General features: G+C 68.1%; 11 protein-coding genes. 9 read left to right on the top strand and 2 right to left on the bottom strand.

What is annotated here, in order from left to right; all coding sequences use genetic code 11:
* Window positions 1–55: 55 nt before the first annotated feature.
* From uraD (A3ES_RS0114000) to guaD, 5 genes are read left to right on the top strand one after another with little or no spacing between them, the layout of a single operon-like run.
* Entirely contained in the window at window positions 56–1,972 is a 1,917-nt protein-coding gene (gene uraD, locus A3ES_RS0114000) for a 2-oxo-4-hydroxy-4-carboxy-5-ureidoimidazoline decarboxylase (protein WP_020387453.1), read from the top strand.
* Window positions 1,969–3,408 (top strand): xanthine dehydrogenase small subunit, encoded by a 1,440-nt coding sequence (locus tag A3ES_RS0113995; RefSeq protein WP_020387452.1) that lies wholly within the window; start codon window positions 1,969–1,971, stop codon window positions 3,406–3,408. Before uraD (A3ES_RS0114000) ends, A3ES_RS0113995 begins: the two co-directional genes overlap by 4 nt.
* Entirely contained in the window at window positions 3,405–5,750 is a 2,346-nt protein-coding gene (xdhB, locus tag A3ES_RS47155) for a xanthine dehydrogenase molybdopterin binding subunit (RefSeq protein ID WP_040454663.1), read from the top strand. Before A3ES_RS0113995 ends, xdhB begins: the two co-directional genes overlap by 4 nt.
* 14 nt (window positions 5,751–5,764) lie before the next feature.
* The gene (gene xdhC, locus A3ES_RS0113985) at window positions 5,765–6,592 is read left to right on the top strand and encodes a xanthine dehydrogenase accessory protein XdhC (RefSeq protein ID WP_237744950.1); all 828 of its coding nucleotides are present in this window, start codon (window positions 5,765–5,767) and stop codon (window positions 6,590–6,592) included.
* Window positions 6,589–7,890 (top strand): guanine deaminase, encoded by a 1,302-nt coding sequence (gene guaD / locus A3ES_RS0113980; protein WP_020387449.1) that lies wholly within the window; start codon window positions 6,589–6,591, stop codon window positions 7,888–7,890. The genes xdhC and guaD overlap by 4 nt, the downstream gene beginning before the upstream one ends.
* A 37-nt stretch (window positions 7,891–7,927) precedes the next feature.
* Here the strand turns inward: guaD and A3ES_RS0113975 are convergent, their stop codons facing one another.
* The gene (locus A3ES_RS0113975; RefSeq protein ID WP_020387448.1) at window positions 7,928–9,112 is read right to left on the bottom strand and encodes an RNA-guided endonuclease InsQ/TnpB family protein; all 1,185 of its coding nucleotides are present in this window, start codon (window positions 9,110–9,112) and stop codon (window positions 7,928–7,930) included.
* Window positions 9,113–9,216: 104 nt separating this feature from the next.
* Here A3ES_RS0113975 and uraD (A3ES_RS0113970) point away from each other — a divergent pair, with 104 nt between their 5' ends.
* Genes uraD (A3ES_RS0113970) through A3ES_RS0113955 form a run of 4 tightly spaced genes read left to right on the top strand, consistent with a single transcriptional unit; the run spans window position 9,217 to window position 12,302 of the window.
* A complete protein-coding gene (gene uraD / locus A3ES_RS0113970) occupies window positions 9,217–9,729 on the top strand; it encodes a 2-oxo-4-hydroxy-4-carboxy-5-ureidoimidazoline decarboxylase (RefSeq protein WP_020387447.1) in 513 nt (170 codons plus the stop codon).
* Window positions 9,726–10,046 (top strand): hydroxyisourate hydrolase, encoded by a 321-nt coding sequence (gene uraH, locus A3ES_RS0113965; protein ID WP_020387446.1) that lies wholly within the window; start codon window positions 9,726–9,728, stop codon window positions 10,044–10,046. Before uraD (A3ES_RS0113970) ends, uraH begins: the two co-directional genes overlap by 4 nt.
* Window positions 10,047–10,050: 4 nt before the next feature.
* A complete protein-coding gene (gene pucL, locus A3ES_RS0113960; RefSeq protein ID WP_020387445.1) occupies window positions 10,051–10,956 on the top strand; it encodes a factor-independent urate hydroxylase in 906 nt (301 codons plus the stop codon).
* The gene (locus A3ES_RS0113955; protein WP_020387444.1) at window positions 10,953–12,302 is read left to right on the top strand and encodes an 8-oxoguanine deaminase; all 1,350 of its coding nucleotides are present in this window, start codon (window positions 10,953–10,955) and stop codon (window positions 12,300–12,302) included. Before pucL ends, A3ES_RS0113955 begins: the two co-directional genes overlap by 4 nt.
* Before the next feature lie 790 nt (window positions 12,303–13,092).
* Here A3ES_RS0113955 and A3ES_RS53990 read toward each other — a convergent pair.
* Window positions 13,093–13,236 carry a hypothetical protein gene (locus A3ES_RS53990; RefSeq protein WP_157630503.1) on the bottom strand — a complete coding sequence of 48 codons (144 nt, stop codon included), beginning with the start codon at window positions 13,234–13,236 and terminating at the stop codon, window positions 13,093–13,095.
* Window positions 13,237–13,293 lie beyond the last annotated feature (57 nt).

Here is a 13,293-nt window from a genome sequence, read left to right as displayed (position 1 = left end):
TGAGCCCAAGCTGTCGTGCAGGTCAGATCCGCCGCGACCCCTTGGAAGGTTCACGATGAAGGCAAGCCGCGCCAACCGTCATCCTGTCGACGAGCTGTTGTCCCCGGGACGGCTTGCCGTCTACGGCACGCAGCACGTCCTGGCCTTCTACGCCGGTGCGGTGATCGTACCGATCCTGCTGGCGAACTCGATCGGGCTGAGTACCGAGCAGCTCGTGCACCTGATCAACGCCGACCTCTTCACCTGTGGCATCGCCTCGATCATCCAGTCGGTCGGCTTCTGGAAGGTCGGCGTCCGGCTGCCGCTGCTGCAGGGCGTCACCTTCACGGCGGTCTCGCCGATGATCGCGATCGGCATGGCCGCGGGAGGTGGGACCGACGGTCTGCTGGTGATCTACGGCGCCGTCCTGGTAGCCGGGCTGGCCACCTTCCTGATCGCCCCGTTCTTCAGCAAGCTGATCCGCTTCTTCCCACCCGTCGTCACCGGTTCGGTCATCACGATCATCGGCATGGCGCTGCTGCCGGTCGCCGCCGGGGACGCGACTGGCGGCGCCGGTCCCACCTCGGACCCGACCAGCGGCAAGAACCTGGCCTACGCGCTCGGAACGCTCGCCCTGATCGTGCTGATCCAGCGGGTCTTCAAGGGCTTCATGGCGACGATCGCAGTACTGGCCGGCCTGGTCGTCGGCACGCTGGTCGCCTGGGCCTTCGGTGACGCGCACTTCGACGCTGTCAGCGGCTCGGGCTGGGTCGGCGTGACCACGCCGTTCCACTTCGGCTGGCCGCAGTTCTCCGTCGCCGCCATCATCTCGATGATCGTGGTCATGCTGATTACGGCGGTGGAAACCACCGGCGACGTGTTCGCGACCGGCGAGATCGTGGAGAAGCGCATCGGCCGCGAAGACATCGCCCGAGCGCTGCGGGCGGACGGCCTGGCCACCACCATCGGTGGCGTCTTCAACTCCTTCCCCTACACCTGCTTCGCCGAGAACGTCGGCCTGGTCCGGCTCACCCGGGTCAAGAGCCGCTGGGTGGTCGCGGCGGCCGGGGCGATCATGATCCTGCTCGGCCTGGTGCCCAAGGCGGGCGCGATCGTGGCCGGCATCCCGCATCCGGTCCTGGGCGGTGCCGCGCTGGCGATGTTCGCCACCGTCGCGGTCGTCGGCTTCCAGACCCTGGCCAAGGTCGACTTCCACGACCACCGCAACGTGGTCATCGTGGCGACCAGCGTCGGCCTGGCCATGTACGTCACCGCGCAACCGCAGGTCGCCCAGGCGGTACCGGACTGGGCCGAGATCATCTTCGGCAGCGGCATCACCCTCGGCAGCCTCACCGCGATCGGCCTCAACATCCTGTTCCACCACGTGGGCAAGGACTTCGGTCCCGCGGTCGCCGGCCAGCCGAACGGCACCGGCACAGTACGGTTGGACCAGGTGAACGAGATGACCCGTGACGAGTTCGTGCAGACCTTCGGCGAGCTGTTCCAGGGACCGACCTGGGCGGTGGAGCGCGCCTGGGAGATGCGGCCGTTCGCGGACACCCACGCACTGCGCCGCTCGTTCCAGGAGGCACTCTTCTCCGGCTCGCCGGAGAAGCAGCGCGAACTGATCGAGTCCTACCCGCAGCTCGGCTCGCAGTTGGTGGCCGACGGCCTCAGCGGTGAGGCCTCCCTTCGCGACCAGTCGGCGCGGGGACTGACCTTCCTGGCCGAGCCGGATCGGGACGAACTGGCGGCGATCACCGCGCGGTACCGGGATCGCTTCGGCTTCCCACTCGTTATATCGGTGAGGGACGCCGAGTCCTTCGACCGGATCGTCGAGCAGGGCCGGGTCCGGCTGGGCAACTGCGAGAACCAGGAACACGCCGCCGCCCTGCTGGAGATCGCGAAGATCGCTGGGTACCGGTTCGACGACTTCCTGCAGGACGCGAACCCCATCCACAGCGCACGAACCCGCTGGAGCAGCAGACCATGACGACGATCAAGGTGAACGGCAAAGACGCCCCCCTCACCGGCGTACCGGTCCACACCACAATGCTGGACTGGCTCCGCGACCGAGGCCTGACGGGTGCGAAGGAGGGTTGCGCCGAAGGCGAGTGCGGCGCCTGCTCCGTGCTCGTCGCCCGCCCTGGGATCGACAGCGCGACCGAGTGGGTCGCGGTCAACGCCTGTTTGTTGCCGGCGGCCTCGCTCGACGGCCAGGAGATCATCACCGCGGAAGGTCTGGGCTCGCCGGACGCCCTGCATCCGGTGCAGCAGGAGATGGCCGTCCGAGGCGGATCGCAATGTGGCTTCTGTACTCCGGGCTTCGTCTGCAGCATGGCCGCGGAGTACTACCGCTCCGACCGTACTGCGCCCGCTGACGGCCCCTGCGACCACGAGCACGGTCCCAACGGTTTCGACCTCCACGCGCTCAGCGGGAACCTCTGCCGCTGCACGGGATATCGCCCGATCCGGGACGCGGCGTACGCACTGGGCGATCCGTCAGTGGAGGACTCGCTCGCGGCACGGAGATCCAGCCCACCGCCTCCGCCGGCGGCGACTCGGTTGGAGGTCGACGGGTCGGAGTTCCTCAGGCCGGCCGGGCTGGATGAAGTGCTCCAGGTGCTGGCCGACCGGCCCGACGCCAGGCTCGTGGCAGGGTCGACCGACGCCGGGGTCGAGGTGAACCTGCGCGGCGAACGGGCTCCGCTGGTTATTGCCATCGACCGGCTGGACGAGCTGCGGGAGTTCACCTTCGGGCCCGATGAGGTCCGGATCGGTGCTGCGCTGACGTTGAGCGAGATCGAGCGGTTGCTCGCTGGACGGGTGCCGCTGCTGGCGCAGATGTTCCCGCAGTTCGCCTCGCGGCTGATCCGCAACGGCGCAACGATCGGTGGCAACCTCGGCACCGGTTCGCCGATCGGCGATACGCCGCCTGCGCTGCTGGCCCTTGACGCCTCGCTCGTGCTGGCATCGCGCCGTGGGGAACGCATGGTGGCTCTCGCCGACTACTTCACGGGGTACCGGGAGACGTTGAAGGCCGCGGACGAGCTGATTCGGGCCATCGTGGTGCCGCTGCCGCTCGCGCCGCTCACCGCCTTCCACAAGATCGCCAAGCGGCGCTTCGATGACATCTCGAGCGTTGCGGTCGGCTATGCCGTCGACATCGTGGACGGTGTCGTCGCCCAAGCCCGGATCGGGCTCGGTGGCGTGGCTGCCACGCCACTGCGCGCGCGGGCGACCGAGGACGCATTGATCGGCCGACCATGGACCGAGCAGACCGTCCGCGAAGCGGCCGCAGTACTGGCTGCCGAAGGAACCCCGATGGACGATCACCGCGCCAGCGCGTCGTACCGCTCGGCGATGCTCGGCCAGTCGCTACTCCGCTTCTATGCCCAGCACCTCGCAGCTGAGGGGGTTCCCGCATGAGCGCGTTGTCCCAACGACCTCAGCACGCCGTGGTCGGCCTGCCGTTGCCGCACGAGAGCGCGGCGTTGCATGTCACCGGCGAGGCGCTTTATACCGACGACCTCGTCGGGCGCACGCGCGACGTCCTGCATGCCTGGCCGGTTCAGTCGCCGTACGCTCATGCGCTGATCACCTCGCTGCGGGTGAAGCCGGCGTACGACGTACCGGGGGTTGTCCGAGTTCTGACCGCCGACGATGTGCCGGGGGTCAACGACGCCGGGGTGAAGCACGACGAGCCGCTCTTCCCTTCCGAGGCGATGTTCCATGGGCATGCCATCTGCTGGGTGCTCGGGGATACGCTGGAGGCTGCTCGGCTTGGCGCCCTGGCTGTGGAGGTCGAGTACGAGCAGCTGCCCTCGCTGGTGACCGTCCGCGAGGCGATTGCCGCGGGCAACTTCCAGGGAACTGGGCGGCACTTGGCGAGCGGTGACGTCGAGGCGGCCTTGGCTGCGGCGCCGCATGTGTTCCAGGGCGAGTTCGAGTTCGCGGGCCAGGAGCACTTCTACCTGGAGACGCATGCTTCGCTCGCCCTGGTCGACGAGGGCGGCCAGATCTTCGTGCAGAGCAGCACGCAGCATCCGTCGGAGACGCAGGAGATCGTCGCGCACGTGCTCGGCGTGGCCAGCCACGCGGTGACCGTGCAGTGCTTGCGGATGGGAGGCGCCTTTGGTGGCAAGGAGATGCAGCCGCACGGGTTCGCCGCCATCGCTGCTCTCGGCGCGACGCTTACTGGCCGGCCGGTGCGGCTGCGGCTCAACCGCACTCAGGACATCACGATGTCCGGCAAGCGTCACGGCTTCCACACCGAGTGGCGGGCGGGCTTCGACGACGACGGGCACCTGGTCGCTCTCGATGCCACCCTCACGTCCGACGGCGGCTGGAGTCTCGATTTGTCCGAGCCTGTGCTGGCTCGCGCGATGTGCCACGTCGACAACAGTTACTGGATTCCCAACGTCCGCGTCGACGGCCGGATCGCCAAGACGAACAAGACGTCCCAGACGGCCTTCCGTGGCTTCGGCGGGCCCCAGGGCATGCTCGTAGTGGAGGATCTGCTCGGGCGATGCGCACCGCTGCTCGGGTACGACGCGATGGAGCTGCGGCGGCGCAATCTCTACCAGCCGCAGCACAGTACGCCGTACGGGATGCCGGTCCGGCATGCCGAGCGGCTGGAGGCGTGCTGGAGTGAGGTGCTCGCGGCTGCTGACATCGAGCGGCGGAAGACGGAAATCGAGCAGTTCAACGCCACCCACGCGAACACGAAGCGCGCGGTGGCGATGACGCCGGTGAAGTTCGGCATCTCGTTCAACCTCACCGCGTTCAACCAGGCCGGCGCCCTGGTGCACGTCTACAAGGACGGCTCGGTCCTGATCAACCACGGCGGCACCGAGATGGGGCAGGGCCTGCACACCAAGATGTTGCAGGTGGCGGCCACGTCGCTGGGCCTTCCGCTGGCTCGCGTGCGGCTTGCGCCGACTCGCACCGACAAGGTGCCCAACACCTCGGCCACCGCGGCGAGCTCCGGCGCCGACCTGAACGGCGCGGCGATCAAGAACGCGTGCGAGCAGATCCGTGGGCGCCTCGAACAAGTTGCCGGCGGCAAGCTCGGCATCAGCCCGCACGACGTACGAATCGTGGACGGCCAGGTGCACGGGCTGACCTTCGACGGCGAGAGCCTGACCTGGGAAGAGCTCATCAATATCGCCTACCACCAGCGGGTCCAGCTGTGGGCGGCCGGCTTCTACCGCACTGAAGGACTGCACTGGGATCCCACCGTCATGCGCGGCGAGCCCTTCAAGTACTTCGCGTACGGCGTGGCGGCGTCCGAGGTCGAGGTCGATGGATTCACCGGCAGCTACACGCTGCGCCGGGTCGACATCGTCCACGACGTGGGCGACAGCCTCAGCCCGCTGATCGACATCGGCCAGATCGAGGGCGGCTTCGTCCAGGGCGCCGGCTGGTTGACGCTGGAGGATCTTCGCTGGGACGAGAGCGACGGACCCAACCGCGGCCGGCTCGCGACGCAGGCGGCCAGCACGTACAAGCTGCCGAGCTTCTCGGAGATGCCGGAGGTCTTCAACGTCCGGCTGCTGGAGAAGGCTCATGAGGACGGAGCCGTCTACGGTTCGAAGGCAGTCGGGGAGCCGCCGTTGATGCTGGCCTTCTCCGTACGGGAGGCGTTGCGGCAGGCTGCGGCGGCGTTCGGGCCTGCGGGGACGAGTGTGGAGCTGGCCTCGCCTGCTACGCCCGAGGCTGTCTATTGGGCGCTCGAGACGGCCCGCTCAGGTGTTTTGAGTGGAGTGTGAGTGAGATGGAGTGGATGCGAGCAGTTGGGAGCCTGCGGGAGCAACGCAGGCCCGGAGTACTGGTCACTGTGATGTCCGTTCGTGGGCATGCACCGCGGGAGGCCGGCACCAAGATGGTGGTGTCGGAGGATCGCATCTGGGCGACCGTTGGCGGAGGCAACTTGGAGGCGGTCGCCATCGACCGCGCGCGTGCTCTGCTTGCGGATGGGGCTGTCGAACCCGAAGTACTGGAGTTCGCGCTGTCGGACAAAGCGCCGTACCAGCAGGCTGTTCAGTGCTGTGGTGGTGAGGTGAAGTTGTTGCTGGAGCCGTTGCCGGTGGTTCCGGCCGTCGCGATCTTCGGGGTTGGCCACGTGGGGCTCGAACTGGCCCGGATCCTCGCCCGGCACGATCTGGAACTGCACCTGATCGACTCGCGGCCCGAGCAGCTCGTGCCGTCGCGGCTGGCTGTTCTCGACGATGCCGTGGCCGGAGTGCATGTCCACCACGTCCCGGTGTTGCCGGAACTGGTGGTCGGCGAGCTGCCGCCGGGCACGCACGCGCTGGTGATGACGCACGACCACGCGGAGGACGCCGCCCTCTGCGACGCCGCCCTGCGCAATGGGCAACTGGCGACGATCGGGCTGATCGGGTCCCGCGCTAAGTGGGCGCGATTCCGCCAGAAGCTGGCCGAGGACGGCAACTCGGCCGAGGCGATCGCCACGATCACCACCCCCATCGGGCTGTCTGATCTGCCCGGCAAGGAGCCCGCCACCATCGCGGTCAGCGTGGCCGCCTGGCTGCTCCAAAAGTTTGTTGCCGAGCGCAACTCCGCGCCGGTTCACCGTGAGGCAAAAGCATGACGCTCTTCCGAGGCACGTTCCTCGACACACCGGACAACCCGTTCACCGGTGGCACCCTGCGGGTCGCCACCGACGCAGCACTGCTCGTCGAGGACGGGGTGATCACGGCTCGCGGGACCTACTCGGAACTGCGCAACGCCCATCCGGCCGAGCGGGTCGTCGACCTGACCGGCGGCCTGGTACTTCCTGGGTTCGTGGACACGCATGTTCATTTCCCGCAGATCCGGGCGGTCGGCGGCATGGGGATGCCGCTGCTGGAGTGGCTCGACAAGTACGCGCTGCCTGAGGAAGCCCGGATGGCCGATCCGGCGTACGCCTCCAGCGTTGCCGACGAGTTCGTGCGAGGCCTCGCCGCCGCGGGTACTACGAGCGCGTTGGTCTTCGGCGCGCACTTCGCCGAGGCCGTCGACACGCTGTTCACGGCTGCGTCGCGGGTCGGATTGCGAATCACCAGCGGGCTGGTCGTGAGCGACCGGATCCTGCGGGACGATCTGCTCACAACACCGGAGCGGGCCTACACCGAATCGCTCGCCCTGGCGTCGCGTTGGCACGGCGTCGGCCGCAACCGGTACGCCGTTACGCCGCGCTTCTCGCTCTCCTGCACGGACGAGCTCCTCGCCACCTGCCACAACGTGCTGGAGGAGATCCCGGGGGCGTTGTTCACCTCGCACCTCAATGAGAACGAGGCCGAGATCGCCACGGTGGCTGAGCTTTTCGGTGGGAGTGACTATGTGAGCACGTACGAGAAGCACGGGCTGGTTGACCATCGGAGCGTGCTCGCGCACAACGTGCATCCGACCGATGTTGAGCTCAAGGTGCTCGGCGACGCCGGCGCGACGGTTGCCCACTGCCCGACGAGCAACGCCGCCTTGGGGAGCGGGCTCTTCCCGCTCGGGCGGCATCTCGATCACGGCGTACGGGTCGCGCTTGGGTCGGATGTTGGCGCTGGTACTGGTTTCTCGCTGCTGAAAGAGGGGTTGCAGGCGTACTTCTGCCAGCAGTTGATGGGTGATCATGGTCATCCGCTGACGTCCGCGCATCTGTTGCGGTTGGCAACGACTGCTGGTGCTGAGGCGTTGGGCTTGGCCGATCAGGTCGGTGACTTGAGCGTTGGTAAGCGATTCGATGCTCAGCTGCTGCGGCCGGCTGATGGTTCGCCGCTGGCGGTCGGGGTCGCGCACGCCGACGACTACGAGGAAGTTTTGGCGCGGGTCTTCACGCTCGGTACGCCTGCTGACATCCGCGCCGTCTGGATCGATGGCCAACTGTTGGACGACTCCTCCCTGGAGGTGGGTTGACGTCCTCCCCGCCACTGATGCACGGGGATTCCAACTACTACGTGGAGGTAGCGTGTTGAGGTTCACGCTTCGGCGAGACCCGTACCGGCGTCTCTCGGCGTGCGCTGACGGCCCGTCCGGCCGCGATGTTCACGTCAGCGTTGGCCTGATGTCCGCAGGCTACGCACCGGAACACCGCTTGGCTCTCGCGGTTCTCCGGTACGCAATGCCTGCAGACGCTACAGGTCTGCGATGTGTACGCCGGGTTCACTTTCTCGACCCTGCCCGCAGCCTTGTGCTCCGAACAGGTCACCAGGGCGCCCCAGCCGTTGGCCAGGATGCCCCGGTTGAGTCCGGCTTTGGCCCGGCGACGGTTCGGCAAGTACCTACCCGGTCGGTCCGGGTCGGGTTTCGGCCTTGGTCGCCGGGTCATCTGGGCGATGCGCAGGTCTTCCACGCGGATGACGTCGAACCGACGGGCCAGGTCGGTGCTGGTCTTCTCCACCCAGTCCTTACGGCGGTCACCGGCCCGCGCAGACAGCTTCGCGATAGCGGCCTTCACCCGCCGGCGGCGGTTGGAGCCGCGGCGGCAGCGGGCCAGTCGGCGTTGCAGGTGCTTGAGCCGTTCCCGCTCGCGGGCCGACAGACCGGGACACGACAGGAGTTCGCCGGTGGACAGGGCCGCCGAGACGGTGATGCCGCGGTCCACGCCGACGACCTCACCCGTACCCGGCGCGGGGATCGGCGGCGGGATGACGGCGAACGCGAGGTGCCAGCGACCCACCCGGTCACGGGTGACACGGTACGACTTGGCATCCGGAACAGCACGAGACAGCCGAAACCGCACCCAGCCGACCTTCGGCACGTTGGCCGCCGCCCACTTCCGGTTCAGCCTCACTATCCGGGACGCCTGGGAACCGACGATGCGGAACCCTTCGTGCAGCCCGGCCCTGCGCCATGTCGGCCGCCGGTGGGTGCCTGCGTAGAAGTTCTTGACGGCTTGGTCGAAGTCTCGCAGCGCCTGTTGCTGGACGGTCTGCGATCCGGCCCGCAGCCAGCCGAACATGGCCCGGGCCTCGGTCAGTTGCCGTGCCTGCTCGAGGTACCCAGGAGTTGCGCCTTTGTCTCGGGTCCACATCGACCACTGCTCAAGAGCAAGGTTCCACAGGTATCGGGCATGCCCGCACTGCTCCAGCAACGCAGCCTGCTGCGAGGGAGTCGGGTACATCCGGAACCTGGACATACCGCCTACTCAATCAGCCGGGACCGACAATCCCCGATCTCCGAAGGGAGGCAGTCGCGGTTTCTCCCCACCCTGAACAACGGGGCTTCCCCGCGACCAACCCGATGAAGCTGCAGGACTTCAACTCTGCGCCGGCCGACCGGCTGCGTCCCGCACTGGCTGCCTGCTGCGACGTGCCGCGCTGGGTCGACAGCGTCCTCGCCGGCCGCCCGTACGCCGATGCGGCCGCGCTCACGGAGGTTGCTGACCAGGCTACGCGAGACCTTTCCGGCGATGAGGTTGGCCAGGCACTCGCGGCCCACCCTCGGATCGGCGACCGCGTGGGCGGCAACAGCACCGAAGCTGCGTGGTCGCGCAAGGAACAGTCGGGAGTCGGCGACGACCCGGAGGTCCGCGCGGCACTGATGGCCGGCAACCGCGAGTACGAACAGCGCTTCGGGAGGGTCTTCCTGATTTGCGCAACCGGCCTCTCAGCCGACGAGATGCTCACCAGCCTGCGCCATCGCCTGACGAACGACGACAGCACCGAGGCGGCCGTAGTACAGGAGGAACTCCGCAAAATCACCCTCCTCCGCCTCAGCAAGATCCTCCCGCTCAGCAAGGAGATCCCCGCATGAGCACCCTCAGCACCCACGTCCTAGACACCACCCTCGGCCACCCCGCCCAAGGCGTCCCGGTCCGCCTCTCCAGCCTCACTGAGACTCTCGGAAGTGGTACCACCGACGAGGACGGGCGCATCGCAAGCTTCACCACCGACAAGCTCGAGCCCGGCACCTATCAGCTTCGGTTCGACACCGCGGCCTATGGCGCCTCCACCAAGCAGGACATGTTCTTCCCCGAGGTCACCGTGACCTTCACGATCACCGACGAGCGGCACTATCACGTCCCACTGCTGCTCAGCCCGTTCGCCTTTTCCACCTATCGAGGGAGCTGATCCGATGGCGATCCACCTGGGAGCCAATCAGTACGGCAAGGCCGAGAGCCGTGTCGTCCGCATCTACCGAGACACTCCTCGCCACCAGATCCGCGACCTCAACGTCTCCTCCGCCCTGCGCGGCCGGTTCGAGAACGCGCACACGACCGGCGACCAGTCCGAAGTACTGCCCACCGACACCCAGAAGAACACCGCCTTCGCCTTCGCCAAGGAGAAGGGCATCGGCGCGATCGAGGACTTCGCACTGACCCTCGGCGACCACTTCCTCGACGCCACCCCCGCCGCCGACGGCGCCCGGGTAGAGATCGAGGAGTACCCGTGGGAGCGGATCTCCGTCGACGGCGCCGGCCACGACCACTCCTTCGTCCGCAGCGGCAGTGGCCTGCGGACGACGGTCGTCAACGTCGAAGGCCGCGGTACCGACCGTAAGGCGTACGTCGTCTCCGGTATCCGCGACCTCACCGTGCTCAAGTCGACCGGCTCGGAGTTCCACGGCTTCCTCAAGGACAAGTACACGACCCTGAAGGAGACCGACGACCGCATTCTCGCGACCTCGCTGGTCGCCCGCTGGCGCTACGACCACACCGACGTCGACTGGGACAAGTCGTACGACGAGATCAAGGGCCTCCTGCTCGAGCAGTTCGCGAAGATCCACAGCCTCGCACTGCAGCAGACCCTGTACGGGATGGGCGAGGCCGTCCTCGAACGGCACCCCGAGGTCGCGGAGATCAAGTTCTCGGCACCCAACAAGCACCACTTCCTGGTCGACCTGAGCCCCTTCGAAGTGGAGAACCCGGGCGAGGTGTTCATCGCCGCCGACCGGCCGTACGGGCTGATCGAGGCGACCGTGGTGCGCGACGACGCCAGCGACGCGGGTTCCGCCTGGCACGCAGTACCGGGCTTCTGTTGATCGTCATCGACGGCGCCGCCGTCGTCACCCTCGACCGCGACCGGCGCGAGCTCACCACCGGCCATGTAGTTGCTGATGGCAATCGAATTGTCGCGGTCGGGGCGGGGCCCGCACCGGCGTACGACGGAGCGCGGGTGATCGACGGGCGCGGCTGTCTCGTCACGCCCGGCTTCGTCAACACGCATCAGCATCTGTACCAGTGGGTGACGCGTGGACTGGCCGCCGATGCGAACCTGTTCGGCTGGCTGACCACGCTCTACCCGATCTGGGCTGGGATCGACGAGGAGTCCGTACACGTCGCCGCGAAGGGCGCACTGGCCCGGCTCGCGCGAACCGGCTGCACGACGGCGGCTGATCACCACTACATCTTTCCGCGCCATGGTGGCGACGTACTCGAAGCTGAGATCTCGGCCGCCGCCGAGGTGGGGCTGCGGTTCCACCCGGCGCGGGGGTCGATGGATCTGAGTGAGAAGGACGGCGGACTGCCACCCGACTCCGTGGTCGAGGACCGGGACGAGATCCTGCTCGCGACGGAGGCGGCGATCGACCGCTGGCACGATCCCGCGCCGGACTCGATGCTGCGGATGGTGGTCGCGCCGTGTTCGCCGTTCAGCGTCACCGGTGAGCTGATGCGCGAGGCGGCGGAACTCGCGCGCCGCAAAGGCGTTCGGCTGCACACGCACCTGGCCGAGACGACTGACGAGGGCGACTGGTGCAACGAGAGATTCGGCTGTACTCCATCCGAGTACGCCGCGGAGCTTGGTTGGACCGGGCCGGATGTTTGGTTCGCGCACGGCATCCACTTCGATGACGCGGAGATCAAGCGGCTGGGCGACTCGGCCACCGGGATCGCGCATTGCCCCAGCTCCAACGCTCGGCTCGGGGCCGGCATCGCGCGCGTCGCCGATCTGCGGGCTGCCGGCTGTCCGGTCGGCCTCGGCGTAGATGGTGCCGCCAGCAACGAATCCGGCAGCCTCATCGAAGAGCTCCGCAACGCTCTGCTCTTCGCCCGCGCCCGAGGCGGCCCACAAGCACTCGACGTCCGCACCGCCCTGGAACTGGCAACCCTCGAAGGCGCCCGCATCCTAGGTCGGTCAGACGAAATCGGCTCCCTGGAACCCGGCAAACTAGCCGACCTAGCCGTCTGGCGCCTGGACACCCTCGCCCACGCAGGCATCACCGACCCCGTCGCCGCCCTGGTCCTAGGCTCCCCACCCCCACTAGAGCTCCTGCTAGTCAACGGCCGCCCCGTCGTAGAACACGACACCGTCGTCACCATCGACGAACCCACCGTGGCCACCCAGGTCAACACCCTCCACCACAACCTGCTAACCAGGGCAACCTAGTCGAGCCCACGGACCGCCACCACTACCGAACCTGACCCGCAAACGCTTTCCCCCGGCGTGTCGAGGTGTTGAGGACGGCTTCGATAGTGCTGGCGGTCCGCGACTTGCGCCCCCAGGCCGGTGACACCTCACCCAGCGGCCCGCTGCCCACCGGATCCATCGCCGAATCGGTGTGCTCCACCCCGCCAAGCGGGCATCACCCCCTGGTAGAGCAAGGGGCGAACCCCACCCCGCGAGGCGAACCCTCCGGACTACGGCGAACCCCCCACCCCGCGACGCGAACCCCACCGGAGCACGGCGAACCCCCCACCCCGCGACGCCAACCCCACCGGAGCACGGCGAACCCCCCACCCCGCGACGCCAACCCCACCGGAGCACGGCGAACCCCCACCCCGCGACCCGAACCCCACCCGAGCACGGCGAACCCCGCACCGTGACGCGAACCTCTCCGCAGTACGGGTAAGCCCGGTCAGTCCAGGCACCGAAGACGCAGGTGCCGAGGCCAACCGGCAGGCAGGCAGGCAGGCAGGCGCACGGAAGGGGAAGGCGCGGACGGCTGCGCACGCAGGACCCGGCGCCGATGCCGCGACACGCCGGGGGAAAGGCTTGCCGGCCAGAGATGGGTACGCGTGGGTGTCCGGACCCCCGGCGTTGTACCCAGGGGGCTCGCCGTCGCCGACCCTTCGACCCCGCCAGCCAAGCCCACCAGTGGTGGGCTCGCGGCCCTTGCTGACGAAGAAGCCGGCCAGGGCCGCGGTCAGCGGTGTGGTGGATGAATCGGCCCAGAGGGCTACGCACCCGCGTACTCGGCCCTGCCGAGCCACCCGAGCCAGCCGAGCCAGCCGAGCCAGCCGAGCCACCCGAACCAGCGGGGCCAGCGGGGCCAGGCGGGCAGGCGGGCCGGCTGGCCGGGGCAGGCGGGCCGGGAAGTCACGCATGCACGTCGTGCACGTCAGGTTGCGGGGCCGATGGCTGGTTTTGTTGCCGATGG

This window comes from Kribbella catacumbae DSM 19601 (assembly GCF_000372465.1).
Taxonomy (GTDB): domain Bacteria; phylum Actinomycetota; class Actinomycetes; order Propionibacteriales; family Kribbellaceae; genus Kribbella; species Kribbella catacumbae.
The sequence above is the reverse complement of the archived record's forward strand: the minus strand, read 5'-3'. Positions and strand labels throughout refer to the sequence as shown.